Source organism: Sinorhizobium sp. CB7, from assembly GCF_041357635.1.
Lineage (GTDB): Bacteria > Pseudomonadota > Alphaproteobacteria > Rhizobiales > Rhizobiaceae > Rhizobium.
Genome location: NZ_JAULLL010000013.1, coordinates 44,897 through 68,638, shown reverse-complemented (window position 1 = coordinate 68,638; position 23,742 = coordinate 44,897). Strand labels below are relative to the sequence as shown.

Sequence of the window (23,742 nt, the reverse complement as noted above, 5' to 3'; positions counted from 1 at the left end):
GATGGACAAAGTCACGAACCCGGTTTCGGTCGCTCCGGTCAAGCCGCCGCGCAAAGGACTTTTTTCGCCGACCAACATCCGCCGCTGGCGGAATTTCAAGGCGAACCGCCGTGGCTACTGGTCGTTCTGGCTGTTCATGCTGCTCTTCGTGCTTACCCTGTTTGCGGAATTCATCGCTAACGACAAGCCGATCATTGCCTCTTACAAAGGCGAGATCCTGTTTCCGGTAATGGTGGATTACCCCGAGGAAAAGTTCGGCGGCTTCCTCGCGGAGACGGATTACCGCTCCTCGGTAATCTCCGACGAGATCAACGCAAACGGCTGGATGATCTGGCCGCCGATTCACTATTCCTACCGCTCGGTGAACTCCAACATCCCCCATTCCGCGCCGACGCCACCCTTCTGGCTGATGAGCAAGGAGGAGCGTTGCTCCGGCTATCCGCAGGGTGCCGCCGATCCCGGCTGCACGCTTGGCAATCTCAACTGGCTCGGCACGGACGACCAGGCACGCGATGTGCTGGCGCGCATAATCTACGGCTTCCGCGTCTCGGTCCTGTTCGGTCTAGCGCTCACCATCTGCTCGGCCATCGTTGGCGTGACGGCCGGCGCGGTCCAGGGCTATTTCGGCGGCTGGACGGACCTTTTGCTCCAGCGCTTTATTGAAATCTGGTCGTCGATGCCGGTGCTTTACATCCTGCTGATCATCGCCGCGGTCCTGCCGCCGGGTTTCTTCGTGTTGCTTGGTATCATGCTGCTGTTTTCCTGGGTCGGCTTCGTCGGCGTCGTCAGGGCCGAATTCTTGCGCGCCCGCAATTTCGAATATGTGCGGGCCGCCCGCGCGCTCGGCGTCAACAACCGCACGATCATGTACCGGCACCTGCTGCCGAACGCGATGGTCGCGACGCTGACCTTTCTGCCTTTCATCCTGTCAGGGTCGATCACGACGTTGACCTCGCTCGATTTTCTCGGTTTCGGCATGCCTCCCGGCTCGCCGTCGCTGGGCGAGATGATCGCGCAGGGCAAGGCGAACCTGCAGGCACCCTGGCTTGGGCTGACGGCCTTCTTCACCATGTCGATCATGTTGTCGCTGCTGATTTTCGTCGGCGAGGCGGTGCGCGATGCCTTTGATCCGAGGAAGACATTCCAATGAACCATGCTTCCGAACCGCTTCTTTCCGTCCGCGACTTGTCCGTCGCCTTTCATCAGGGCGGCCAAGCGTCACTTGCGGTCGATCATATTTCCTTCGAGATCAACAAGGGTGAGGTCGTCGCACTCGTCGGCGAATCGGGCTCCGGCAAATCGGTATCGGCCAACTCCATCCTGCGGCTCTTGCCCTATCCTTCGGCGAGTCATCCCTCCGGGGAGATCATCTTCAAGGGCAGGGACCTGCTGAAGGCCTCCGACACCGTTCTGCGCGAGGTCCGTGGAAACGACATCACGATGATCTTCCAGGAGCCGATGACCTCGCTTAATCCGCTGCACACGATCGAAAAGCAGATCGGCGAGGTTCTTGCGCTTCATCAGGGCGTGACGGGCCAGGCGGCGCGCAATCGCGTGCTGGAATTATTGAACCAGGTCGGCATCCGCGAGCCGGAAAAGCGTCTGAAGGCCTATCCGCATGAGCTTTCCGGCGGGCAGCGCCAGCGCGTGATGATCGCCATGGCGCTTGCAAACCGTCCCGAACTGCTGATCGCCGACGAGCCGACGACGGCACTGGACGTGACCGTGCAGGCGCAGATCCTCGAATTGCTGCGCGATCTCAAGGGGACGCATGGCATGTCCATGCTGTTCATCACCCATGACCTCGGCATCGTGCGCAAGTTTGCCGATCGCGTCTGCGTCATGACCAAGGGCCGGATCGTCGAGACCGGCACCGTCGAAGAGGTCTTCGCCAGCCCCAAGCATGAATATACGCGCCATCTTCTGGCATCCGAGCCGCGCGGCGAGCCGCCTGTAGCCGATCCATCGAAGCCGATCGTGATGGAAGGATCCGATATCCGCGTCTGGTTCCCGATCAAGGCGGGGTTGATGCGCCGCGTTGTCGATCATGTGAAGGCCGTTGATGGGATCGATCTCGCGCTGCGCGCCGGACAGACGCTTGGCGTCGTCGGCGAATCTGGCTCCGGCAAGACCACGCTTGGCCTTGCCCTCACCCGGCTGATTTCGTCACAGGGGCGTATCAGCTTCGTCGGCAAGGACATCGCCGATTATTCCTTCCGGGAGATGCGGCCGCTGCGCAACCAGCTTCAGGTCGTCTTTCAGGATCCCTATGGTTCGCTGAGCCCCCGCATGTCCGTCGGCGATATCGTCGCCGAGGGCCTGAAGGTGCACGAACGTTCGCTCTCGGCCGACGAGCGCGATCGGCATGTCTGCTGGGCGCTCGAAGAGGTAGGTCTCGATCCCCTGACACGCTGGCGCTATCCGCATGAATTTTCCGGCGGCCAGCGCCAGCGCATCGCGATCGCCCGGGCCATGGTGCTGAAGCCGCGTTTCGTGATGCTTGACGAGCCAACCTCGGCGCTCGACATGAGCGTGCAGGCGCAGGTCGTCGATCTCCTGCGTGAATTGCAGCGCAAGCATGATCTCGCCTATCTCTTCATCAGTCATGACCTCAAGGTGGTCAAGGCGCTGGCAAACGACGTCATCGTCATGCGCTTCGGCAAGGTGGTGGAGCAGGGATCTTCCTCGCAGATCTTCCGCGCACCCCGCGATGAATATACAAAGGCGCTCATCGCCGCCGCCTTCAACATCGAAGCCGTCCCCACCGGCACCGTCAGCCAGTAAGTTTGAGACCATGCCCGAGAGAAGCTCTGTCATCATCGATCTGAAATTCGATCCGCAGATCGTAGCCACAGCTCTCTCAAAGTCCTTCCAGGACCGGGAAACCATCAATCTCGCCGATCCGCGAGTGGGGAAACGGGATCTCAAAGGCATCGACTATGCCGTCATCTGGAAACCGCAACCGGATCTCTTTGCGCGGGCGCCGGACCTGAAGGTCATCTTTTCGGGTGGCGCAGGCGTTGACCACATCCTGGCGACGGATGGCCTGCCGGATGTGCCCCTGGTTCGTTTTGTAGATGAGAGCCTGACCACGCGCATGAGCGAATGGGTGGTGTTGCAGTGCCTGGCGCACCTGCGCCAGGTTCGTTCGTATGAACGGCAGGCGCGGGACCGCATCTGGCGCGAACTGCCGCAGCCGGAGGCGAAGGACGTCACCGTCGGCATTATGGGCATGGGCGTGCTCGGCCAGGACGCGGCAAGGAAATTAAAGCTCATGGGCTTCGACGTCATCGGGTGGTCGCGCCGCAAGCACGAGATCCAAGGCATCGAAACCTTCGACGCCGACGGTCTCGACGCTTTCCTCGCCAGGACCGACTTCCTGGTCGGCCTCCTGCCTTTGACGGTCGAGACGACAGGGATCTTCGATAAAAAGGTGTTTTCCAAGCTGCGACAGGGCGGCCCGCTGGGCAAGCCAGTCTTCATCAATGCCGGGCGCGGGAAAAGCCAGGTGGAAACCGATCTTACAGCAGCATTGACCGACGGCATTCTTGGCGGTGCCTCCCTGGACGTATTCGAGATCGAACCCCTGCCGGCGGCAAGTCCCTTCTGGGCCATGGAGAACGTTATCCTGACGCCGCATGCGGCGGCGGCTTCCGACGTGGACGCGCTTTTCCGCCATGTCGAAACACAGATTGGCCGGTTCGAGCGCGGCGAACCCTTGCAATATCTGGTCGATCGCGCCGGCGGCTATTGAGACAATTCAAGGTGTTACAGCGACCTCCGTGCGCTTTATAGACACACGGCGCTGTACCCAAGATCGGAACTTTCCCTCCTTCCAGTCGTTTTGCCTGCGGATGCTCGTGAAGATGCTGCGAGATCCTGTCCCACCGATAAAACGGAAGGAGACGACGATGGCACCTCGCACGGAAACCCGTTGGGAAGAGTCCGACAACAGACTGCACGAGGAGAAGGAGCTGACGCCGACAGAGGCGCGCCAGGGCAATTGGGGATCTCGGATATTGACCGTTCTGGTCGTTGCCCTGGTGCTCGCATTCATTCTCTGGATTCCTGTGGAAATCTGGGGCGAGCGTGAGAGCGACCAGGTCGCGCCGCAGCAGCCGGGTCAGGAAATGCAAAGCCAGCAGCCTCAGCCGCCCCCGCCGCCATCGATGCAGAACGGCAGAGCGGTCCCGACGGAGCCGACCCCTCCGGAACAGCCGCCATCCCCGACACGGCAAGCCCCGACGCAGCAATAAGGCAAGCCGGCGTTCAGAAAACCATCACGCCCTGCGTCATCGGCGCAGGGCGTTTTTATTGAGCAAAACTATGGACTTTGCTCTGGCATTTTTCGATAAGAAGACGCACATCCGGTTTACTGCGCATCACTCCGTCACGAAGCATGCGGCCCACCGGATGGCAGGGGCAGGAGTCTATGACCAAGACCGATATCGCAACTCGCGTCTATAATCACACCTGGAAGCTCGACCCGATCATCCGCAGCCTGATCGACACGGATTTCTATAAGCTGTTGATGCTGCAGATGATCTGGAAGCTCTATCCGGATGTGAATGCAACCTTCTCGCTGATCAATCGCACGAAGCGCGTCCGGCTTGCCGAGACGATCGACGAGGGCGCACTGCGCGAGCAGCTCGATCATGCCCGAACCATCCGACTCTCAAAGAAAGAGATGATGTGGCTGGCTGGTAACTCCTTCTATGGCAGGGCGCAGATTTTCGAGCCGGAATTTCTGACATGGCTTTCGAATTTTCAGCTTCCGGAATACGAGCTGTCGATCAAGGATGGTCAGTATATTCTGGACTTCCACGGGTCCTGGAAAGAAACGACCATGTGGGAGATTCCGGCGCTCGCCATCATCAATGAGTTGCGTTCGCGCGCCGCGATGAAGACGCTCGGACCCTTTACGCTGGATGTGCTCTACGCCCGGGCGAAGGCGAAGATGTGGGAGAAGGTGGAGCGCCTGCGACAGCTTCCGGGCCTCCGCATCTCGGACTTCGGCACGCGGCGTCGCCACAGCTTCCTCTGGCAGCGCTGGTGCGTGGAAGCGCTGAAGGAAGGTATCGGTCCGGCCTTCACCGGCACCAGCAACGTGCTGCTGGCGATGGATTCCGATCTCGAGGCGGTGGGAACGAACGCGCATGAACTGCCGATGGTTGCAGCAGCACTCGCCAGGACGGATGAGGAGCTCGCCAACGCACCCTATAAGGTGATGCGGGACTGGAACCGGCTCTATGGCGGCAACCTGTTGATCGTGCTGCCGGATGCTTTCGGCACGGCTGCCTTCCTGCGCAATGCGCCGGAATGGGTCGCCGACTGGACCGGCTTTCGTCCCGACAGCGCACCGCCGATCGAGGGCGGCGAGAAGATCATTGCCTGGTGGAAGAAGATGGGCCGCGATCCGCGCCAGAAACTCCTGATCTTTTCCGATGGCCTCGATGTCGACGCCATCATCGACACCTATAACCATTTCGAGGGACGGGTGCGCATGAGCTTCGGCTGGGGCACCAATCTCACCAATGATTTTGCCGGCTGCGCGCCGACCGAAAACGACGGCCTCCACCCGATCTCCATCGTCTGTAAGGTAAGCGAAGCCAATGGCCGGCCGGCGGTCAAGCTCTCGGACAATCCGCAGAAGGCGACGGGCGATCCGGCCGAGGTCGAGCGCTATCTGAAGTTCTTCGGTGCCGAGGATCGTGTGGATCAGGAAGTCTTCGTCTGAGATTAATTAGGAGCTCGGGCGCGCTGTGATGCATTCTGGCGCGCTGCAGGACGTGCAGCCCGCCGGTGACCCCTGGATGGCCTGCCCGATTGCACCTGCTTTTCACTGTCTACTGCAATGCCGAGTCGCTCGGCGAGCGCCTTGGCGTCCGCGGGCGCGCGGACCTTCGCATCATTATCGAAATAGACGTAGACGTCCCGGCCTTTCGAGCGCGGCCTCGTAGGGCCGAGCACGCGGTCGGCCTTAGCCGGCTCGCGACCATGAGCCCAGGCATCCGCGCGTCGCGCCCAGAGATCGAGCGCATCGTCGTCATAGCCGCTGACGTAGAGCTCTTCCGAGCCGTGCAGGCGGCAGTAGACGAAGTCCGAAGTCAGATCCATCAGCCTCGGCCATTCCACGGTATCGGCGCAGACAAGCGCCACATTGTAGCGGCGCAGCAGCTTGATGAACTCGGGCGACCGAAAGCTGTCATGGCGTATTTCGATTGCATGGCGAAGCGGCTGCTCGATATCGCTTTTCGTCCAACTACGTCCTTCGAGACGGCTGTCGTGACGGCGGGCAAGTGCTGCAGCCGTCGCCGTGTCCTGCGGCAGCAATGCTAGGAACGGTTCGAACAATGCGGCATCGAACGCGAAGCGCGGCGCAAACTGCCAGAGGATGGGCCCGAGCTTTCGGCCGAGCCGCAAAGGGCCGGATGCGAAGAAATTGGCGAGCGGCGTTTCGATGTCCCGCAGCTTGCGCATATGGGTGATATAGCGCGAACCCTTGATCGCGAAGACGAAATCATCAGGCGTTTCATCGGCCCACCGCGCGAAACTGTCAGGCTTCTGCAGGCCATAGAAGGTGCCGTTGATCTCGATCGATGCGAAATGCCGCGCCGCATAGCCGAGTTCCTGCTTCTGCGGAAGATCCTTGGGATAAAAGACGCCGCGCCACGGCCGATAGGTCCATCCCGAGATGCCGATGCGAATGGTTCCGGTCTTCGTCATACGGCGTCAACATCCTGACCGCGGCCTTTGTTCCCAAGAATGAATCGCGCCGGTCAGTCTCGGAGTGGAGCAGAAATCAGTTCTGTTCCGTCGCAATCGCGTTCCCGTTCACATCGAAGAAGTGCAGATTCTCCGGCGAAATAGTCAGTCCTACGACCTCACCGATCGCCGGCGCAATCGGACCATCGTGGAGGACAAGGCAGGTGCCGGCATTCTCGATCGCCACATGGACTAGCGAACCGGCGCCGGTATACTCGCTGAGCGCGACAGTGCCGACGAACATGCCGTTCTGAGGCGTGACAATCGACAGATGCTCGGGACGCATGCCGACCCGATCGGTCTGTGTTCGCGCCATGCTGCTGTCGCCGGCGCTTTTCGCAAGGATTGCGATCGGCAGGATATTCATCTTCGGACTGCCGATGAACTGCGCGACGAAGACGTTGTGCGGCCGCGAATAGAGTTCACGCGGGGTGCCGACCTGTTCGATCTGTCCATCGCGCAGTACCACGATCTTGTCGGCAAGCGTCATCGCCTCGATCTGGTCATGGGTGACATAGATCATGGTATTGCCGAGGCGCTTGTGCAGCGCGGCGATTTCGGAGCGCATGTGGACGCGCAATTCGGCATCCAGGTTGGAAAGCGGCTCGTCGAACAGGAAGACGTCAGGATTGCCGACGATCGCCCGGCCGATGGCGACGCGCTGGCGCTGGCCGCCGGAGAGTTCGCGTGGGAAACGATCGAGCAGCCCCTCGATCTTCAGCGTGGCGGCAGCCTCTTTCACGCGTCTTTCGGCGTCCGGTCGCGGCACCTTTCGCACCTTCAGCCCGAAACCCATGTTGTCGCGCACATTCAGGTGCGGATAGAGCGCGTAGGATTGAAACACCATGGCGACGCCACGCCTGGCGGCCTGCACTTCGTTGACAAGGCGGTTGCCGATATAGAGCGAGCCTCCGGTGATGTCTTCCAGACCCGATATCATGCGCAGAAGCGTGGACTTGCCGCAGCCGGAAGGACCGACAAAAACGACGAACTCACCGTCGTCGATCCTGAGGTCGACGCCCTTGATCACATGGACACTGCCAAAGCGCTTTTCCAGATTCTTCAATGTCAGGCTTGTCATGACTGTTTCTCCTTGGGTTAGAGCGGTTCAGCTCTTTATGGAAGCGCAGAACCGCTCTAACTTTTTGTTTTTACGCAATTCCGGACGGAAAACCGCTCTGCACTTTTCCTGGAATTGCTCTAGCCCTTCACGCCCGACATGGCGAAGCTTTCGATGATCTGGCGCTGCGCGATCAGATAGATCCCGAGGATCGGCACGACGGCGAGGCTTGTCGCCGCTAGTTGGAGGTTCCAGAGCGGCAGGCCATAGGGATCGTTGAAATTGTTGAGCGCGAGCGGCAGCGTGAACAGATTGAGTGAGCTCACGAAGACGAGCGGTTCGAGGAAGAGGTTCCACGAGAAGAGGAAAGTGATGATGGCAACGGCCGCCAGCGCCGGCCGCGACATCGGCAGCGCGATGAGCCACCAGATGCCGAAACGGGACAGCCCGTCCATCTTGCCGGCCTCTTCCACCTCTTTTGGCAAAGCCAGAAAATACTGGCGCATGAGGAAGGTCGCCATGATCCCGTGCGGACCGAAGACAGGAAGCAGGATCAGCGGCAAATGGGTGTCCATCAGCCCCAGCCAGCGCATCAGGAAGAAATTCGGGATGATCGTCACCTCCTCCGGCACCATCAGCGCCGAGAGCAGGAACACCATCAGCAGGCCGGCGCCGGCAAAGCGCATGCGTGCAAGCGCATAACCGGCAAGCGAAGACACCACGAGCGTCAGCGCCGTCACAACGAGCGCGATATAGAGCGAATTGAAATATTGCCGCGCGAAGGGCTGGTAGGTGAAGACCTCGATGAAATTCTGCCAGCGCCAGACCGTGGGGATGAGGCTCGGCTGGCCAAAGATTTCGGTCGGGCTCTTGAAGCCGGAGGAGATCATCCAGAGGAAGGGAAAGACGAAGGGGATTGCCAGCGCGGCCAGCGCCAGCGCCCAGCAGATGCGGTAGAGCAGATGAAGTCTGCGCGGCGAGAGGGTCATGACGCCTCCTTGCGTCGCAGCAGGAGCTGCAGGATGGTCAGCACCAGAACGACCATAAACATGATCATCGCCAGAGCCGAAGCATAGCCGGTGTTGAAGAACTTGAAGCCCTGCTCGTAAATGTAGAAGGCCAGCACCAGCGTGCCGTTTTCCGGCCCGCCATTGGTCATCAGGTAGATGTGGTCGAACACCTTGAACGAACCGATCATGGTGATGATCATGATGACAAGCGTGGTCGGTGCCAGCAGCGGCCAGGTGATTGACCAGAAGATCTGCCAGCCGGAGGCCCCTTCGAGGCGCGCCGCTTCCTCGTAGTCGCGCGGTACCGATTGCAGGGCTGCGATATAGAGGATCATGTTCAGCCCCACCATCTTGATGACGCGGGTGAATATGACGGCGACCATTGCCCAGTTGGGGTCACGCAGCCAGTTTGGACCGTCGATGCCGATGATGGCGAGCATCTGGTTCACGAAGCCGTTTTCGCCCTGCAGCAGGAATTTCCAAACGATCGCCCAGGCAACCGCCGAGGTGATCACCGGTGCGAAGAAAATGGTGCGGAAGAAGACGACGCCGAAGAAGGGGCGCGAAAGGGCGAGTGCCAGGCACAGGGCAAGGGCCATGTTGAACGGTACAAGGCCCGCGGCAAAGATCAGCGAATTGCGGATGACATGCCAGAAATCCGGGTTTTGCGTCAGCGCATCGACATAGTTGCGCATGCCGACGAAGGTCGCCTGCTGCGTCAGCAGGTTCCACTCGGTCATGCTGTAGAAGACGACCGCGACGAGCGGTCCGACGAAGAAGATCAGGAAACCGGTCACGATCGGGCTGACAAAGAGCCACGCCTCCAGCGCCTCTCGACGCTTAAGGCTCAGCCTCGGCACGCGCCATGCGCGTGCCGAGCTTTCGCCGCTGACGTTCTGTACCATCCGCGCCACCTGTTACAGAAGGGGCTGGATTGCGGCGCAAACCGCATCCATGGACTTCTGAGGGTTGGCATCTGCCTTCCAGAAGGCATCCATGCGCGGCGCGAGTGCTGCCAGGATCTGCGGACTGTGCTCGTGGCTTGGCAGGACCTGGCCGCTGGCGATAGCATCGGCGACATAGGCCATCTGCTGCGGCTTGATGATCGCGTTGCTTTGCGTGAAGGCTTTGTCCTGCAGGACGGACTGGCGGGCCGGCGGGAAGAATTGCGCCATTGTGGCGACATTCGCCTTGTCGGTCATATAGGCGAGGAACTCCGTTGCCAGCTCTTTCTGCTTGCCCTGGTTGAAAATCACGAGGCCGGCCTGGCCGATGACAGGCGATGCGCCCGCCGGACCGGTCGGCAGGGGTGCGATGCCCCATTCGAATTTCGCGCTGGCAAGGTTCGGGGCGCGCGAGATCTGGTTGATCGTCATGGCCGAGTTGCCGGAGAAGAAATCGCCCTGTTCGCCAGGTGGCACGATCGACTTGTCCTTGAAGACCATGTCATGTAGCAGCGTCATCGCTGCTACGGCTTCCGGCTTGTTGAAACCACATTGGCCGTCCTGCCAGGCAAAGCCGCCATAGACACGGATCGGTGGCATGACGGCATGCATCATGCGTGATTCATATCCCTGACCGTCCTTGAACTCGAAGCCCCACTTACCGGTCTTGTCCTTCAGGGCTTTCGCCACCTCGCGGAATTTTTCCATGGTCCACTCACCCTTGTCGGCGAGTTTGCCCGGGTCTTCGAGGCCGGCCTTGTCGAACAGGGTCTTGTTGTAAAGGATCATGAAGGGCGAGGTGGAGAACGGAATGCCGAACACCTTGTCGCCGCTGGCCCAGAGCCCCATTGCGGCAGGCGAGAAATCCGCAAGCTCGTAGCCCTGCGCCGCCTTCAGCGCCGGTCCGACATCCGCAACGATCCCGGCATTCTCGAAGGCAGGCGCGGCGTCCTCCATCATCCACGCCAGATCGGGCGGATTGCCGCCGGCCAACTGAAAGGTCAGTTTCTGAGTATAGTCGGCTGCCGGAATGGTCTCGAACTTCACGGTGACGCCGGGATGGGTTTTCGCAAAACCCGCGCCGAAGCCGTTGAGCATTTCGAGTTGCGCCTTATTGCCCGTCCATACCGTGACGCGCAATTCGGCGGCGGAAAGCGATGTGGACATCAGGCCGAGCGCCAGCACCGCCGAGATTGTCAGAACCTTCGTTGCGGCTTTCATGAAATCCTCCCTGAATTCGTTAGCCGTTTGTGAGAACACCTGTCCCGGCTGGTGGCCGGGCGGGCGTTGATATGACATGTGGTTGATGCTCTCCGCCTACCGCGACTATGCAACCTGCCTCGAGCGTGGCCACACTGACCGCCGCGCTCATGACGCTGCCCCAGCCAGGGTGATCGGAGCATCCCCGATCGACCAGCCGCCATCGACGGGTATGTTGGCACCGGTGATATAGCCTCCCGCATCGCTGCAAAGCATGAGCACGGGACCGACGCAGTCCTCGGGCCGGCCGGGCCGGCCAACCGGGATCTTTGCGGCAACGGCGCGCCGGAATTCGGCATCGCCATATCGTTGCGCATTGCGTTCGGTCTCGATGGCGCCTGGCGAGATCACGTTCATGGTCACGCCCTTGCCGGCGACCTCGCGTCCGATGGCACGGATTGCCGTGAGCTGCGCCGATTTCAGCGCGGCATAGACCACCGTCTCGGCGCGTGGGCGTGTTGCCAGCACGCTGCCGATGGCGACGACGCGGCCCCAGTTGCGCTCTGCCATGCCGGGCACCAGCTTGCGCGTGAGCGTCAGCAGTGACGCGAAATTGACGGCGACATGCATCGCGATATCGCCGTCCGTCAGGTGCTCCCAGGCGCTCCGACGCTCGATGGCGGCATTGGCGATGAGAATATCGATCGGGCCATGCTGGGCGAGTGCCGCATCCGCCAAGCCCTTCGCGGCTGCAGGCTCGCTGAAATCCGCCTCCATGACCATGGCTTGGCGACCCATTGCAGCGGCCCGGTCGCGCACGCCCGTGATCCCTTCGGGGTCGTGCAGGTGATGCAAAATCAGATCCGCGCCCTGGGCGGCGAGACCCAGAGCCAGCGCCCGGCCGATACCGGTGTTGGCTCCGGTAACCAGCGCCCGACGGCCGGCAAGCGAGAACAAACCTCCGTTCATTCGTCCCGCTCCTTTTTCGCATCGAGCTTTCGCGCCACTTCCAGTGAAGCGACATCGGCCGCTTCGAAATGGATCTCGATGCTCCTCTCGGCCGCATCGACATTCCCGTCGGCGATCGCCTGATAGATGGCGCGGTGACGGTCGATGGTGGCTCTCCAATCCGCGTTGGTACGATTGGCGCGGCGAGAGAAGAGTTCGGAGACTTCGCGCTGCACCGAGCGCAGCCCCTCCATCTGCACGCGGATCATTGTATTGCCGGTGGCAAGCGCCATGCCGAGATGGAACAGGATGTCGGCCTCGGTAAAGGCGTCTGGATCGCCGAGTGCGCGGTTCATATCATCAAGGGCGCTCTCCATGACGGCGATACCGGCCTTGTCGTGGCGCTGCGCCGCCAGCCGTGCGATGCCGGTTTCAATGACCCGCCGCATTTCATTGGCCTCGCGCAGCCGTTCGAGGCTGGAGCGGATCGCATAGCCGTAGATGCGCTCAAAGGGCTCGCCGTTGAGCGCCTTGGCACGAGCGACCTTGCCCTGTTGCGTGGAGATCAACCCCGCCGCCGCAAGCTGCCGCAATGCCTCGCGCGCGATCGGTTTGCTCACCCCGAAGTCCTTCGCGATCTCGCCCTCGGACGGGAGCGCCTCTCCCGGCGAGATGCGGCCATCGAAAAGCGCCGTCGCGATTTCGTCCGAGACCGCATCCGCCAGGCGAAGCGGCGTGGTGAGCTTGGTGGAAAAAAGGGTCTTTCTGGTCGCGCTGGTGTTCATAGCTGTCCTTCGTGCTGAATTTCGCTTTAGCACGTTCCTCACCAACATAGCAACTAAGTTTGTTAGTTGCAAAGAAACTAAGTGTCGTATAGACAGGAGGCATCAAACGTTACCGGCTGCACGCGCGGCCGGTAACGCAGAGGAGATGTCGAGGAGACTGAACGGCGCGCCTGGGACCCTCATCGCAATGATGTCGCTGAAGGCCGCCCGATCGAAAGAGCCATTCATGATCAGCCAGACAACAGATCCGACAGGGATTGCAGCGACGGTTGCGGCGCAGGATTTCCGGATCACCGATGTGATCGCCCATCCGCTGACCCAGAAGCTGCCGAAGCCGACGGTGACTTCGTGGGGCGCCTATACCGCCGTTTCGATCGTGCTTGTCGAGGTGCGCACCGATGCCGGGATCGTGGGTGTCGGCGAGACGCTGGCGCGGTTTTCGCCGAAAGCCTATGCCGAATTGATTGAAACCTCATTGAAGCCGCGTCTTGTTGGGCAGGATCCCCGCAATATCGGAGCGCTGTGGCAGTCGATGCGCCGCGCGCTCTCGGGCCGGGCCGGCGGCATGCTGATCGAGTCGATTGCCGGCGTCGACATTGCGCTCTGGGACATTCTGGGCAAAGTGGCCGGCCTGCCGATCGCCAAGCTTCTGGGCGGCATTGGTCGCGAGGAGATACCCGTATATGCCGCCGCTGTGAACTGGGTCGACGACGAGGAGGCGGATCGCGAGCTCGACAACTACATCGAGCGCGGCTTTTCTGAGATCAAGGTCAAAATGGCGCGGCCGGTGAAGGAGGCCTGCCGCCGCATCGAGCGGTTGCGCAGGCGCGCGGGCAATGCGATCGGCCTCTGCGTCGATGCCAACTGGGCCTATCAGCTGGATGAGGCGGTCGAAGTCGGCAGGGCACTTTCGGCCAACGGCTATTTCTGGTTTGAGGAGCCTCTGGCCCCGGAAAACGAACAGGGATACGAGGAATTGCGCCGGCGCTGCGATGTGCCGCTTGCCGCCGGAGAAAGCAATTACACGGTCGACCAGGCGATGCGGCTGATCATGAACCGGACGCTTTCGGTGGCCCAGCCCGACGTGGCGCGCGCCGGCGGCATCAGCGAAACGCGTCGCATCGCGGTGCTCGCTCAAAATCACGACGTCGCCTATGCGCCGCATATCGGCATGTCCGGCATCATTTGCGAGACGGCGAGCGTGCATCTTTCGGCGGCCATGCCGAGCTTCCGCGTCATGGAATGTGAATGCGACCTCAGCCCGTTCAAGACACAGCTTGCCGATCTCGCCCCCGGTTGCGTCCGGGCGAAGAACGGCATGGTCGACGTGCCGACCGGCCCTGGCCTGGGCCTCGCGATCGATTGGGATGCGGTCGCCCGCCTTCGCAGCCAATAATCATTTGTCCGGACAGGAGACAGGACGTTGACTGAAAGCCTTGCAACCAATGACATGGCGGAGACATTGCGCTCGGCGCTGCTTCTGTCGAATCCCCGGCTCAGCCGCTTCGATCCGCTGCCGCGGATCATCAGCCTGGACGAATTCGGACGTGGCCATTGCGGCTGGTCGCAGCTCGTCGGTAATTATGAAGACGATCTCGACACCATGCTGCCGGGCTATGCGCAACACAGCAGCGCCATGCTCTCGACCCTTAGCCATTGGGATGCAGGCTCGCATGGCGGGATGGAAAATTCCTATGCGCTCAAGGTCGCGACCCGCCCGCGCCCCGGCGCTCGAAATGTGGCGATCAAGCGGCTGACATTCCGCAAGCGCGGACCGATCCGCTTCGAGATGTATTTCACCTTCAAGCCGGAAGCCACCGAACTGAGGCTCTCGGAGACCGACGTGCGATCGGTCGGCTTCCTGTTTGATCTGCAAGGCGGCGACAGGGATCAGGGTGCGGAGCGCGTCATGCCGCATCTTCGTTTCCTGAATGCCTCGGATGGTCAACACGTGCAGAAATGGCAGTACAAATGCCAGACGACCCATTTCACGCCCATTGGTGGCGAGAGCAAGACCGTAAGTCACGATCATCTGGCATCGGATGGCTGGCAGGACCTTCCCGGCGGAACGCAAAGGCTCTGCTACAACGAGATCCCGACCAAGGTGAACTGGAGTTATCTGCGTTTCGATTTCGATCTGGAGACGATGAAGGCGCTGTCGTTCAGCTGCAACGACCGCAGCTTCGACATGTCGGGCTTTGATTCGATCCGCATGCCGGCGATGAAAAACCTTTGGTGCATGCTCAATTTCTGTGTCTTCGCCGAGACCGATGCTGCAAAGCGCGCCTTCCTCTATGTCGATTCGATCTGCATCTCGGGGCTTTTCTGATGTTGCCGGAAAATATCACCGCCATTGTCGCCCGCAACGAAACATGGTCCGGCGAGGCCGCCAGCGAGCCCTATGAGGCGGGATGGGCAAGGGAAGCAATCATCTTCGTTCGCGCCTTGAAGGCGCCGGTCGGCCGCGCGCCCGTCGCCTGGGTGGAAATATCTCCTGATGGCATGCATTGGATACGCGAGGGAACCAGCCTCGAAATGCCGACGGTCAAGGACGGCTTGGCCGCAGCCCGTGTCGGTCATTTCGGCAACTGGTTGCGGCTTTCGGCGCGCTTCGAAGAGGGTGCCGAGAGCACCATTTTGGTCACGCTTCACCTCAAGGCCTGACCGCGCAATTAACCCGCTCTTTCTGCAGCGGATTCTCTGTGCGCCTGCATGCCGAAAGCAGCGCAGGCTGCCCCGCAAAGGACGAGCGCGACTGAGATCAGCGCCGACAACTGCAGCCCTGCTACGATCTGGCCGCCGCCAGCGAGCGCACCGAAGAGCGCAACGCCGATCGCGCCAGCCGCCTGCCGTGCAGTGTTGAGAACCGCCGAGGCGACGCCCGCGGACCGGCGATCGACGCTGCCGAGTATCGCGGTCGTCATCGCCGGAACGCCGAGCCCCATGCCGGAGGGAATAAGGATGAAGGGCAGCAGCATGGCGAGATAGGTACTGTGCTCGTCGAGGAGCGCCAGCAAGGTGAAACCGGTGGCGCCGATCATGCCGCCGACGACCATCGGCAGCCGCGAACCCCACTGTGCGACGACCGCGCCGCTCACCATGTTGCTCAGGATGAAGCCGCCCGTCAGCGGCAGATAGGCGAGCCCGCTTACGGTCGCCGACCATCCCTTGACCTGCTGCAGGTAGAGGCTGAGGACGAAAATGACGCCGTAGTAAGTCAGATTGACCATGATCCCGAAGATGACTGCGGCGCTGAAATTCGGTCTGCTGAAGAATTCCAGCGGCAGCATCGGCGCGCGCGAGCGACGCTCGACCAGCACGAACGCGATGCCCGCCGCAATTGCCAGGACCAGTCCACTGAGAACCAGAGGATGCGTCATGCCAAGCGGCCGCGCTTCGATGACGGCGCCGACCAGGCCCGTTAGCGCGACGATCGCGAGCAGTTGCCCGACGGGATCGAGGCTGCGCTCTCCTTCGGCGACTTCGGTCTTTGGTGTGACTTTCATCGTGAGCAGCATGGCAAAGGCGCAGATCGGAATATTGACCAGGAAAATCGTCCGCCAGCCGAACCAGCCGAGCAGAAGACCGCCGAGGATAGGTCCGGCGGCAATCGAGACGCCGCCGGCTGCCGTCCACAGGCCGACCATACGCGCACGCAACGCCCTGTCGTGGCCGCTGGCATGGTTGAGGATGGAAAGCGAGCTCGGAACGAGCAGCGCAGCACCAATGCCCTGCAGCGCCCGTGCGGCGATGAGCGTTTCCGTGTTTATCGCAAGGCCGCAGCCGAGCGATGCCAGCCCGAAGACCCAGAAACCGGCAAGATAGGTCCGTCGGGATCCGAAGCGATCGCCAATGACGCCGGCTGACAGCAGAAGGACTGCGAAGACGAGCGAATAGGCATCGACCACCCATTGAAGCTCGGCCACGCCACCGCTCAGGCTTGCGGCGATGGCAGGCAAAGCGACGTTGACGATCGTGACGTCGAGCTGCACCACGACAAAGCCGAAGCTTGCTGCGGTCACGATGCTCGCAATTGAATGTTTTTCTAAAGCGGATTTGGACATATGGCTTTCTCCTGATGAGGAAAGCTTAGGGCATATCCCCGAGCAATGTTTCGGCGATGATCGAAGTATCTTTTCGTCTTTCGGCTTGTGGTTTGATGGCCACACCGGTGGCAAGCTATCCGGCGATCGCCGGCATCACCTCTGCGGCAATTTCATCCAGCACCTCCTCGACGGGGCGGGGACTATCCGTGAGGTTGAACATCACATGATGGACATCGGTTCCGCGAAGCTCGCGGAGAATGCGGACGAGCGCGTGACGACCCAGCCGATAACCAAGATTGATATCCTCTGCCGGTGTGTCGGGATCGTCGACGAGCTCGAGCGCCATCGCCTGGCTAAAGCTGCGGAATTCATCGGTCGTCTTCGCGACGGCTCGTCGCCAAAGGGCGATTCTGTCGCGTTGCGCCGCAAAGGGTCGGTGATAGGTCGCCCATCCTATGGCATTTCGCGCGATCCACTCCAGCGATTGCGTCGCCGAGCCCACCGCAAGCATCGGAACCTGGGAGGCAACAAGACGGGGAAGCAGCTCGAACATAGGCTGCGGTATTCCTTCGGCATCAAGCACGTCACCCCGTTCGCCAAGAGCGGCGGCGAGGTGTGTCCAGTTGATGCGGAACAGTTCCTTGCGGGCGTCGAAATCGCGACCGAACAACGCGAATTCGGAAGGGCGATCGCCTGAGCCGAGGCCTAGGACAAAGCGGCCTGACGAAAGGTCGTTCATCGAGAGAGCGGCTTTAGCGATATGCAGCGGATGGCGCAGCGGAAGCACGATTGCGCCGGTGACCAGATGGATTCGGCTTGTCGATACGGCGAGCGCGCCGAGAAGCACCCACGGATCGGAATGGCCGATGGGATCGGGATAATCGCGACTATTGAGGGGCACGTCCCGGACCCAGAGCGCCGAGAAACCAAGCCGGTCGGCTTTTTGCGCCAAGGCGATCTGCCGGGAGAGATCGATCTTTTGCTGCTGTCGGGATTGCATCGGAAGGACAAGGCCGAGCGACAGTCTGTCGGGCTCGAAAAGCATCGGACATTCTCCGCTGGTTCTGGAATCGCGAGAATTGACGCTGACACCATAACCTTGAAGCGATCGGGACGCGATGCCTGCCTATCTCACGTTTGCGGATGCGTACCGGAGCGCCGGAAGCATGTGGTCAGGCTCTGGACGACGGGTATGGTCGGGATTGACTTCGGCATAGAGGATGATGCCATCCGGCCCAATAATGTATCGGGCTGGCATCGGCAGCGTCCAGCTCGGATCATCGTTGAAGCTCGGCAGATCGTATGTCAGGCCCCTGTAAAGCTCGATGAGATAGTCCGGCAGCGAAAAGCGCAGGCCAAATGCAGCCGCAACCGTACCCTTGGTATCGGAAAGGATTGGAAAGGTTAGCCTGTTCTGGTGGATCGACTTGCGGCTGTTCCGTGCGGTCTGCGGCGATATCGCCACCAGTCCGGCGCCAAGCCTTTCGAATTCAGGCTTGGCCACCTCCAGAGCCTGCAGTTCCATGTTGCAATAGGGGCTCCAGATGCCGCAGTAGAAACTGATCACCAGGGGACCGCGCTTCCGGAGATCGATCAGGCTGACCGGATTTTCATCGTGATCATTGAGCCTGAAGGAAGGCGCTTTGTTGCCCGCTTTGAGCGCGTGTTGAGCGGCGCCGGAAGCGATGAGCTCGGCGGTCGCCCGACGCATCAACTCTATGGTAGAGGCAGGCGCGTTATGGGGTGGTTTTCCAGCTTCGAAGTCGGCCTTGAATGCATCGAGCTTGGCTTGCAACGTCATGGCAACGTTCCCTGAAGAACTGGGCGTTGCCGAGCCTTCGCTTCAATTCGAAGGCTGGCACAGCCTCGGCGTTTACGGTTGAGGGTACGATTTCCGCCGGGACGAAGTAGTGAGCCCGTAAGCATAAGGTCAATTCTCAGCGGGAATATATGGCGCTTCACTTATGCCATGGATTGGCGAAAAGCGGCGTTGGATGCTATGCCTTATTCCAAGGGAGAATGAGCATGGACAGACTTGTCGCGATGGAAACCTTTGTCAGGGTCGTGGAAACCGGCTCCTTTTCGGAAGCTGCGCGTCAGCTTCACGTCGGTCAGCCGGCCGTTTCCAAGACTGTCGCGCAGCTCGAGGATCGCCTCGGTGTCAAACTGCTGCTTCGCTCCACGCGCGGACTGGTGCCGACGGAAGCGGGTGAGAATTTTTTTCGGCGGGCCAAGCGCTCGATAGAGGAGGCTGACGAGGCGGACCTTGCAGCGCGCGGGGCAGGCGCCAGCCTTTCCGGCAGGCTCAGGGTGAGTGCGGCAACGACCTTCGCCAGCCTGCATGTCATCCCGCACTTGCCCAAATTCCTTAGCGAACATCCGGATCTCGACATGGAGGTCATCCTCGACGACCGCCAGATCGACCTCATCGAGGAGGGCATCGATGTTTCGCTCAGAATGGGAGAGCTTGCGGATTCAAGCCTGACGGCACGCAAGATCGGTCAGGCGCGTCGCCTCGTTATCGGTGCGCCCAGTTATCTCGAGAGAGTCGGGGAGCCGAAGATTCCAAGTGAACTGGTGGCCCATGAAAGCATCATACATGCCAGGGGCCCCGGCCGTGACATATGGATGTTCCGAAAAGACTCGTCGGAGATCTCCGTCACCGTGAAGGGCCGTCTCCGCGTTTCCGCCGCCGAAGGCGTGCGGTCCGCGGTTCTTGCGGGAATGGGGCTCGCGGTCGCATCCGAATGGATGTTCGCGCGTGAGCTTTCTTCCGGCGAGGCCAAGGCGGTGCTGACGGATTGGCTCATTGCGCCGGTCGATCTCTGGGCCGTGTTCCCGGGCGGTCGAATCGCCAGCGCCAAGGCTCGCGCCTTCGCGGCTTTCGTCGAGACGCAGTTGGCCCAACCACCGAAATCAGGCACATTGACGGCAGCGTAACCTCAGACCGCTTCTCCAGCGCACCCATATCATCGCCCGACCACATTCCGACAGGGAATAAGCTCTAGTCGCACGCGCCTTCTACTGCCGGAACGGGCGCTCCGTACCTTCAAACGCATGATCCCGTCAGTCGGGATCGCCGAAGCAATTTTCTCCAGTGGGAAAGGTCCCTCGGGGAGACATGATCGAAGGAATGGAGCAATGACAAGGAAACTCGAAGGCAAGATCGCTGTCGTTACTGGCGGCAGTGCCGGCATCGGGCTCGGCACCGCCAAGCGGTTCGTCGAAGAAGGCGCCCATGTTTTCATTACCGGCCGGCGCCAGTCGGAGCTGGATAGGGCCGTTGCCGAGATCGGCAGCAACGTGACTGCCGTTCAGGCCGATGCATCCAATCTTGACGATATCGATCGCATCTACGAAATCGTGAAGATGAAGGCCGGTCGCATCGACGTTCTGTTCACCAATGCCGGCATTTACGAACTCGGCACATTCGGCGAAATCACCGAAGAGCATTTCGACAAGACGTTCAACACCAATGTCCGCGGTGTGCTATTCGCTGTGCAGAAGGCTCTGCCGCTGCTCTCAAAAGGTTCCTCGGTCATCCTCAACGGTTCGATCGCCTCGATGAAGGGCTATCCGTCCTTCTCCGTCTACGACGCCACGAAAGCGGCGGTGCGCTCCTTTGCGCGCGGGTGGATCCTTGATCTTAAGGGACGGGACATTCGCATCAACGTGCTGAGTCCCGGTCACACCGAAACCCCTGGTCTCTCGGTTCTGATGAGCGAAGACGTCAAGGCCTCGCTCGTTCCCAATATTCCCCTGGGTCGCGTGGGAACGCCGGAGGACCTTGCGAAGGCCGCGGTCTTCCTGGCCTCCGACGACAGCAGCTATATCAATGGCGTCGAGCTCTTCGTCGACGGCGGTGTCGCTCAATATTGATAATTGGACGGTTCAGACAATTACTGACCCGCCAAAAAGCATCAGCCGGGCAGGCGGTCTGCCAGAACGTCCGGGCTCTTGATCTGCGGTGGCGTTTGAAGCAGCTCGTCGGCGCGGCTCATGAGGGTCGCCGCGACCCGGCCTTTTAAATGGGCCTCGCGGCCGCTCTCGCTGTCGAAAGCATCGAAGATCGCGAAAGTGTGCTGGTCGAAACGGACGGCGAACCAAGCGACCGTTTCCGGCTCTTCTTCCACCAGCCCCTCTGCGTTCTTCAGCAAAGCTGCAACCTCTTCCTCCTTGCCGGCCTTTGCCTTGAGCTCGACATACAATGCGACTTTCGTCATGGTGCTGTCCTCTGTCTGAGATTGAACATAGTAGGCCACGGCTATTGAATTAGCTCCGGATAGTTCGAGGGAAAGAGCGCACGCTTAGTCTCCTCATCGTTCTCGCGCTTGAAGGCATGATCCTTGCCGACCAGGCGGGCGCGCGCCGCCGCCGGGCGAGCATCGATGGCATCAAACCAGCGCCTGATATTTGGAAATTTCGCCAATGGTTCTTCCTCGCCATGCATGACGCGCGAGGCGCGGTCGATCCAGCCCCAGCCGGACATATCGGCGATCGTATATTCGTTGCCGACGATATGGTTGCGGCCGTCGAGGTGGGTGTCGAGCACGCGGTAATGGCGTTCAGCCTCCTTGCGATAGCGGTTGGTGGCGTAGGGAGCCCTATCGGCCGCAGCAAATTGAAAGTGCACCGCCTGGCCGGAAAAGGGTCCGAGTCCGGAGGCAATGAAGAACAGCCAGGAGAGCAGTTCCGGCCTGTCCTCGGGTTTGCCGGTGAAGCGGTCGATCTTGTCGGCGAGATAGAGCAGGATTGCGCCGGAATCGAAAACGCGTGCCTCTTTCCCGCCCGGACCTTCCGTGTCGACGATTGCCGGCACTTTGCCGTTCGGATTGATCGCGCGAAACGCAGGGCTGTGCTGCTCGCCCTTGCTGGTGTCAATCGGAATGACCTCGTAGGGCAGACCGGATTCCTCCAGGAAAAGTGCAACCTTGATTGGGTTCGGCGTGGGATGAAAATAAAAGCGGATCACGAACTTTCCTCCGGGAGATAGGGCCATCGATTGCATTTTAGAACGGTCGCTTTAAAATGCACCTGAAAAATCATACGCCGCTTCGGTGCGGATCAACTTTTCGGGAGATGCAGCCATGGCCCGGCCGAGGGAATTCGATGAGGAGGCCGTGCTTGGGCTTGCGGTAGAGCATTTCTGGGAGCATGGCTACGAGGCGACCTCGATCCGAGATCTCGGCGAGATCATGGGGCTCACCGCGGCCAGCATCTATAACGCCTTCGGCGATAAACGCTCCCTCTATCGTCGGGCGCTGGATTTCTATGTCGAGCGGAGCTTTGGCGATCGCGTTGGCCGTTTCGAAGGCAGGCCACCGCGAGAAGCGATTGCTGCCTTTTTCAATGAGATCATCACCCGCTCGCTGGAGGACGAAAAACGCAAGGGCTGCATGCTCGTCAATTCGGCGCTCGAGCTCGCGCCGCACGATCCGGAGTTCCAGCGCGTCATTGCCGGGGTTCTGGTTCAGGTCGAGGCCTTCTTCCGCCGCTGCGTCGAGAGGGGGCAGGCGGACGGTTCTATCAGTAGCAGCCAGACAGCGGATGACATGGCGAGGATGTTGCTCGGCATGTTGCTCGGAATCCGCGTTCTGGCGCGGACGCGGCCGGAGCGGTCACTCCTTGAAGGCCTTGTCCGCCCGGCCTTCGCGCTTATCGATGCGGGGAGCGCCGTTGTGTAGATGATCGGCGCTCCTCCTCTTTCACTCCCGGGCAGCGCGTCAAATGCGGTTGCGAAAATGTCGGGCGATGAAATGGTCGATCGATATGCGACCTGGACCGCCGGCGATGATGACCAGGAAACACACCGCCCAGGTGCCGTGCGTCGGCCAGGCATCAGGATAGACAAAGATCTCGATCACCAGCGTCATGCCGAGGAGAGCCAGCGCTGCAAGGCGGCTGGCGAAACCGAGTACCAGCAGGACCGGAAAGAAATGTTCGCTGAAGGCGGCAAGGTGGGCGGCGATCCAGGGATCGATCAGCGGCAATTTGTATTCTGTCTGGAACAGATAGACGGCGTTGTCGGTGACATGCCAGCCTTCGACCTTGGTCTGGCCGGACTGCCAGAAAACCGCGCCGATCGACAGGCGCGAAATCAGCGCGATCACATCATGCGGAATGCGGTCGAGAAGCTTGAGGATGCCGTAGAGCCTCTGCATCAGGCTTTGCTCGACCATCGGGGTGGTCGTCATTTCATCGTTCATGATTATGCTCCCGGTTTACGCTCGGCAAATTGCGGCGAAGGCTCCGGCCTGGAGAGCGCCCGCGAGGTTCGCGGAAAGGTCGAATTCGGCGGAATCAACCACAGCCGCTTCCACCGCCGCGGAAAGCTCGGCCCCGGAAGTCAGCGCCTGCAGAAATGCGGCACAGCCGGCCGGCAGGCGCCGCACCAGGACGGTCATTTCCGGACGAACAACGAGGGCATCCTCACATTGCCATTCCTGGATCGGCGAAAGCATCATTTCGCCGGCATTCATTGCCCAGATGGTGATGATCGGATGCACAGATCGGACGATCGCCGCCGAAGGATGCATGGTAAACCTGAGGCTCGCCACATGTTGCGGGTCGACGGCGGCAAGGCGTGCAGTGTCGAGCGGCACTGCATCGGCGGCATGATAGGCTCGCCCGCGCGCTGCCTCCAGCCGTATAACGTCCGGGAGATAATTAATCTCTTTAGCCGGCTCAAAGCTCTCGGCGAATTCCGCGAAATCATCGCCATAGGCCAAAAGCAGCGGCGAGCGCGGCGGATTGAGGCGGATGAATTCATGCGCCATTGCGGCGAAGAAATCCTTGCCGACGATCCTTTCGGCAACGGGAAAGCGCGAGGCGATGGCACCGATGAGGCCGACCGCGACATTATTTCGATAGACACCGAAGCGGCGCTCCGGGCGCGCCCCATTCCAGGCGTTGAGCCCTTCGGGAACGGGCTGATTCGTGTCCCTCAACGTGGCGGCGAACTGCATCTGGGTTGTGATGGACATG

Annotated in this window: 25 protein-coding genes; 11 read left to right on the top strand and 14 right to left on the bottom strand. The window is 60.7% G+C overall.

What is annotated here, in order from left to right:
• The first annotated feature begins 1 nt into the window (after position 1).
• The 5 genes from AAE029_RS23705 to pncB all read left to right on the top strand — a co-directional run bounded on the left by AAE029_RS23705 (position 2) and on the right by pncB (position 5,737).
• Positions 2–1,150, top strand: a complete 1,149-nt coding sequence (locus tag AAE029_RS23705; RefSeq protein ID WP_371075356.1) for an ABC transporter permease — start codon at positions 2–4, stop codon at positions 1,148–1,150.
• The gene (locus AAE029_RS23700) at positions 1,147–2,784 is read left to right on the top strand and encodes an ABC transporter ATP-binding protein (protein WP_371075355.1); all 1,638 of its coding nucleotides are present in this window, start codon (positions 1,147–1,149) and stop codon (positions 2,782–2,784) included. The genes AAE029_RS23705 and AAE029_RS23700 overlap by 4 nt, the downstream gene beginning before the upstream one ends.
• Positions 2,785–2,794: 10 nt before the next feature.
• Positions 2,795–3,754, top strand: coding sequence for a 2-hydroxyacid dehydrogenase (locus AAE029_RS23695; protein WP_371075354.1), 960 nt, complete (start codon positions 2,795–2,797; stop codon positions 3,752–3,754).
• 157 nt (positions 3,755–3,911) lie between these two features.
• Positions 3,912–4,256 carry a hypothetical protein gene (locus tag AAE029_RS23690; protein ID WP_371075353.1) on the top strand — a complete coding sequence of 115 codons (345 nt, stop codon included), beginning with the start codon at positions 3,912–3,914 and terminating at the stop codon, positions 4,254–4,256.
• A gap of 176 nt (positions 4,257–4,432) precedes the next feature.
• Complete coding sequence (gene pncB, locus AAE029_RS23685; RefSeq protein ID WP_371075352.1) at positions 4,433–5,737, top strand: nicotinate phosphoribosyltransferase; 1,305 nt, start codon at positions 4,433–4,435, stop codon at positions 5,735–5,737.
• Positions 5,738–5,739: 2 nt separating this feature from the next.
• Here the strand turns inward: pncB and AAE029_RS23680 are convergent, their stop codons facing one another.
• The 7 genes from AAE029_RS23680 to AAE029_RS23650 form a co-directional block, all read right to left on the bottom strand.
• Positions 5,740–6,726, bottom strand: a complete 987-nt coding sequence (locus AAE029_RS23680) for a DUF72 domain-containing protein (protein ID WP_371075351.1) — start codon at positions 6,724–6,726, stop codon at positions 5,740–5,742.
• 76 nt (positions 6,727–6,802) lie between these two features.
• The gene (locus AAE029_RS23675; RefSeq protein WP_371075350.1) at positions 6,803–7,846 is read right to left on the bottom strand and encodes an ABC transporter ATP-binding protein; all 1,044 of its coding nucleotides are present in this window, start codon (positions 7,844–7,846) and stop codon (positions 6,803–6,805) included.
• Between the two features lie 119 nt (positions 7,847–7,965).
• Complete coding sequence (locus AAE029_RS23670; RefSeq protein ID WP_371075349.1) at positions 7,966–8,814, bottom strand: carbohydrate ABC transporter permease; 849 nt, start codon at positions 8,812–8,814, stop codon at positions 7,966–7,968.
• Complete coding sequence (locus AAE029_RS23665; RefSeq protein ID WP_371075348.1) at positions 8,811–9,740, bottom strand: carbohydrate ABC transporter permease; 930 nt, start codon at positions 9,738–9,740, stop codon at positions 8,811–8,813. The genes AAE029_RS23670 and AAE029_RS23665 overlap by 4 nt, the downstream gene beginning before the upstream one ends.
• 12 nt (positions 9,741–9,752) lie before the next feature.
• Positions 9,753–11,000, bottom strand: coding sequence for an ABC transporter substrate-binding protein (locus AAE029_RS23660; RefSeq protein WP_371075347.1), 1,248 nt, complete (start codon positions 10,998–11,000; stop codon positions 9,753–9,755).
• A 147-nt stretch (positions 11,001–11,147) separates the two neighbouring features.
• A complete protein-coding gene (locus AAE029_RS23655; RefSeq protein WP_371075346.1) occupies positions 11,148–11,948 on the bottom strand; it encodes an SDR family NAD(P)-dependent oxidoreductase in 801 nt (266 codons plus the stop codon).
• Positions 11,945–12,712 (bottom strand): FadR/GntR family transcriptional regulator, encoded by a 768-nt coding sequence (locus AAE029_RS23650; protein ID WP_371075345.1) that lies wholly within the window; start codon positions 12,710–12,712, stop codon positions 11,945–11,947. Before AAE029_RS23650 ends, AAE029_RS23655 begins: the two co-directional genes overlap by 4 nt.
• 226 nt (positions 12,713–12,938) lie before the next feature.
• On the opposite strand from AAE029_RS23650, the gene AAE029_RS23645 reads away from it, so the two are divergent.
• From AAE029_RS23645 to AAE029_RS23635, 3 genes are read left to right on the top strand one after another with little or no spacing between them, the layout of a single operon-like run.
• Positions 12,939–14,108, top strand: a complete 1,170-nt coding sequence (locus tag AAE029_RS23645; protein ID WP_371075477.1) for a mandelate racemase/muconate lactonizing enzyme family protein — start codon at positions 12,939–12,941, stop codon at positions 14,106–14,108.
• Positions 14,109–14,162: 54 nt separating this feature from the next.
• Positions 14,163–15,041, top strand: a complete 879-nt coding sequence (locus AAE029_RS23640) for a DUF6772 family protein (RefSeq protein WP_371075476.1) — start codon at positions 14,163–14,165, stop codon at positions 15,039–15,041.
• Positions 15,041–15,376: a hypothetical protein gene (locus AAE029_RS23635; protein ID WP_371075344.1), complete on the top strand. Its 336-nt coding sequence runs from the start codon at positions 15,041–15,043 to the stop codon at positions 15,374–15,376. Before AAE029_RS23640 ends, AAE029_RS23635 begins: the two co-directional genes overlap by 1 nt.
• Before the next feature lie 8 nt (positions 15,377–15,384).
• Here the strand turns inward: AAE029_RS23635 and AAE029_RS23630 are convergent, their stop codons facing one another.
• The 3 genes from AAE029_RS23630 to AAE029_RS23620 all read right to left on the bottom strand — a co-directional run bounded on the left by AAE029_RS23630 (position 15,385) and on the right by AAE029_RS23620 (position 18,559).
• Entirely contained in the window at positions 15,385–16,776 is a 1,392-nt protein-coding gene (locus AAE029_RS23630; RefSeq protein ID WP_371075343.1) for an MFS transporter, read from the bottom strand.
• 115 nt (positions 16,777–16,891) lie between these two features.
• Positions 16,892–17,803, bottom strand: a complete 912-nt coding sequence (locus AAE029_RS23625) for a TIGR03571 family LLM class oxidoreductase (RefSeq protein WP_371075342.1) — start codon at positions 17,801–17,803, stop codon at positions 16,892–16,894.
• A gap of 81 nt (positions 17,804–17,884) precedes the next feature.
• Entirely contained in the window at positions 17,885–18,559 is a 675-nt protein-coding gene (locus AAE029_RS23620; RefSeq protein ID WP_371075341.1) for a peroxiredoxin-like family protein, read from the bottom strand.
• 224 nt (positions 18,560–18,783) lie between these two features.
• On the opposite strand from AAE029_RS23620, the gene AAE029_RS23615 reads away from it, so the two are divergent.
• Together AAE029_RS23615 and AAE029_RS23610 are read left to right on the top strand one after the other, a co-directional pair.
• Positions 18,784–19,698 carry a LysR family transcriptional regulator gene (locus AAE029_RS23615; protein WP_371075340.1) on the top strand — a complete coding sequence of 305 codons (915 nt, stop codon included), beginning with the start codon at positions 18,784–18,786 and terminating at the stop codon, positions 19,696–19,698.
• A 201-nt stretch (positions 19,699–19,899) separates the two neighbouring features.
• On the top strand, positions 19,900–20,637 hold the full coding sequence (locus AAE029_RS23610; protein ID WP_371075339.1) for an SDR family NAD(P)-dependent oxidoreductase: 738 nt from the start codon (positions 19,900–19,902) through the stop codon (positions 20,635–20,637).
• A 41-nt stretch (positions 20,638–20,678) separates the two neighbouring features.
• Here AAE029_RS23610 and AAE029_RS23605 read toward each other — a convergent pair whose 3' ends face one another.
• Positions 20,679–20,981, bottom strand: coding sequence for a putative quinol monooxygenase (locus AAE029_RS23605; protein WP_371075338.1), 303 nt, complete (start codon positions 20,979–20,981; stop codon positions 20,679–20,681).
• A gap of 41 nt (positions 20,982–21,022) precedes the next feature.
• Positions 21,023–21,730 (bottom strand): glutathione S-transferase family protein, encoded by a 708-nt coding sequence (locus AAE029_RS23600; protein ID WP_371075337.1) that lies wholly within the window; start codon positions 21,728–21,730, stop codon positions 21,023–21,025.
• Positions 21,731–21,845: 115 nt separating this feature from the next.
• Between AAE029_RS23600 and AAE029_RS23595 the strand changes: the two genes are divergently transcribed.
• Positions 21,846–22,442 carry a TetR/AcrR family transcriptional regulator gene (locus AAE029_RS23595; protein WP_371075336.1) on the top strand — a complete coding sequence of 199 codons (597 nt, stop codon included), beginning with the start codon at positions 21,846–21,848 and terminating at the stop codon, positions 22,440–22,442.
• A gap of 39 nt (positions 22,443–22,481) precedes the next feature.
• Here AAE029_RS23595 and AAE029_RS23590 read toward each other — a convergent pair whose 3' ends face one another.
• On the bottom strand, positions 22,482–22,964 hold the full coding sequence (locus AAE029_RS23590) for a DoxX family protein (RefSeq protein WP_371075335.1): 483 nt from the start codon (positions 22,962–22,964) through the stop codon (positions 22,482–22,484).
• 15 nt (positions 22,965–22,979) lie between these two features.
• Positions 22,980–23,741 (bottom strand): putative DNA-binding domain-containing protein, encoded by a 762-nt coding sequence (locus tag AAE029_RS23585; RefSeq protein WP_371075334.1) that lies wholly within the window; start codon positions 23,739–23,741, stop codon positions 22,980–22,982.
• Position 23,742: the final 1 nt, after the last annotated feature.

Excerpts from the sequence above, each read along its gene's own strand:
- AAE029_RS23620 (WP_371075341.1), bottom strand. The coding sequence starts at position 18,559 with ATGACGTTGCAAGCCAAGCTCGATGCATTCAAGGCCGACTTCGAAGCT.
- AAE029_RS23695 (WP_371075354.1), top strand. The coding sequence starts at position 2,795 with ATGCCCGAGAGAAGCTCTGTCATCATCGATCTGAAATTCGATCCGCAG.
- AAE029_RS23670 (WP_371075349.1), bottom strand. The coding sequence starts at position 8,814 with ATGACCCTCTCGCCGCGCAGACTTCATCTGCTCTACCGCATCTGCTGG.
- AAE029_RS23700 (WP_371075355.1), top strand. The coding sequence starts at position 1,147 with ATGAACCATGCTTCCGAACCGCTTCTTTCCGTCCGCGACTTGTCCGTC.
- AAE029_RS23660 (WP_371075347.1), bottom strand. The coding sequence starts at position 11,000 with ATGAAAGCCGCAACGAAGGTTCTGACAATCTCGGCGGTGCTGGCGCTC.
- AAE029_RS23645 (WP_371075477.1), top strand. The coding sequence starts at position 12,939 with ATGATCAGCCAGACAACAGATCCGACAGGGATTGCAGCGACGGTTGCG.
- AAE029_RS23705 (WP_371075356.1), top strand. The coding sequence starts at position 2 with ATGGACAAAGTCACGAACCCGGTTTCGGTCGCTCCGGTCAAGCCGCCG.
- AAE029_RS23605 (WP_371075338.1), bottom strand. The coding sequence starts at position 20,981 with ATGACGAAAGTCGCATTGTATGTCGAGCTCAAGGCAAAGGCCGGCAAG.
- AAE029_RS23615 (WP_371075340.1), top strand. The coding sequence starts at position 18,784 with ATGGACAGACTTGTCGCGATGGAAACCTTTGTCAGGGTCGTGGAAACC.
- AAE029_RS23675 (WP_371075350.1), bottom strand. The coding sequence starts at position 7,846 with ATGACAAGCCTGACATTGAAGAATCTGGAAAAGCGCTTTGGCAGTGTC.
- pncB (WP_371075352.1), top strand. The coding sequence starts at position 4,433 with ATGACCAAGACCGATATCGCAACTCGCGTCTATAATCACACCTGGAAG.
- AAE029_RS23635 (WP_371075344.1), top strand. The coding sequence starts at position 15,041 with ATGTTGCCGGAAAATATCACCGCCATTGTCGCCCGCAACGAAACATGG.
- AAE029_RS23630 (WP_371075343.1), bottom strand. The coding sequence starts at position 16,776 with ATGTCCAAATCCGCTTTAGAAAAACATTCAATTGCGAGCATCGTGACC.
- AAE029_RS23665 (WP_371075348.1), bottom strand. The coding sequence starts at position 9,740 with ATGGTACAGAACGTCAGCGGCGAAAGCTCGGCACGCGCATGGCGCGTG.
- AAE029_RS23595 (WP_371075336.1), top strand. The coding sequence starts at position 21,846 with ATGGCCCGGCCGAGGGAATTCGATGAGGAGGCCGTGCTTGGGCTTGCG.
- AAE029_RS23680 (WP_371075351.1), bottom strand. The coding sequence starts at position 6,726 with ATGACGAAGACCGGAACCATTCGCATCGGCATCTCGGGATGGACCTAT.
- AAE029_RS23650 (WP_371075345.1), bottom strand. The coding sequence starts at position 12,712 with ATGAACACCAGCGCGACCAGAAAGACCCTTTTTTCCACCAAGCTCACC.
- AAE029_RS23590 (WP_371075335.1), bottom strand. The coding sequence starts at position 22,964 with ATGAACGATGAAATGACGACCACCCCGATGGTCGAGCAAAGCCTGATG.
- AAE029_RS23655 (WP_371075346.1), bottom strand. The coding sequence starts at position 11,948 with ATGAACGGAGGTTTGTTCTCGCTTGCCGGCCGTCGGGCGCTGGTTACC.
- AAE029_RS23640 (WP_371075476.1), top strand. The coding sequence starts at position 14,163 with ATGGCGGAGACATTGCGCTCGGCGCTGCTTCTGTCGAATCCCCGGCTC.
- AAE029_RS23690 (WP_371075353.1), top strand. The coding sequence starts at position 3,912 with ATGGCACCTCGCACGGAAACCCGTTGGGAAGAGTCCGACAACAGACTG.
- AAE029_RS23610 (WP_371075339.1), top strand. The coding sequence starts at position 19,900 with ATGACAAGGAAACTCGAAGGCAAGATCGCTGTCGTTACTGGCGGCAGT.
- AAE029_RS23585 (WP_371075334.1), bottom strand. The coding sequence starts at position 23,741 with ATGTCCATCACAACCCAGATGCAGTTCGCCGCCACGTTGAGGGACACG.
- AAE029_RS23625 (WP_371075342.1), bottom strand. The coding sequence starts at position 17,803 with ATGCTTTTCGAGCCCGACAGACTGTCGCTCGGCCTTGTCCTTCCGATG.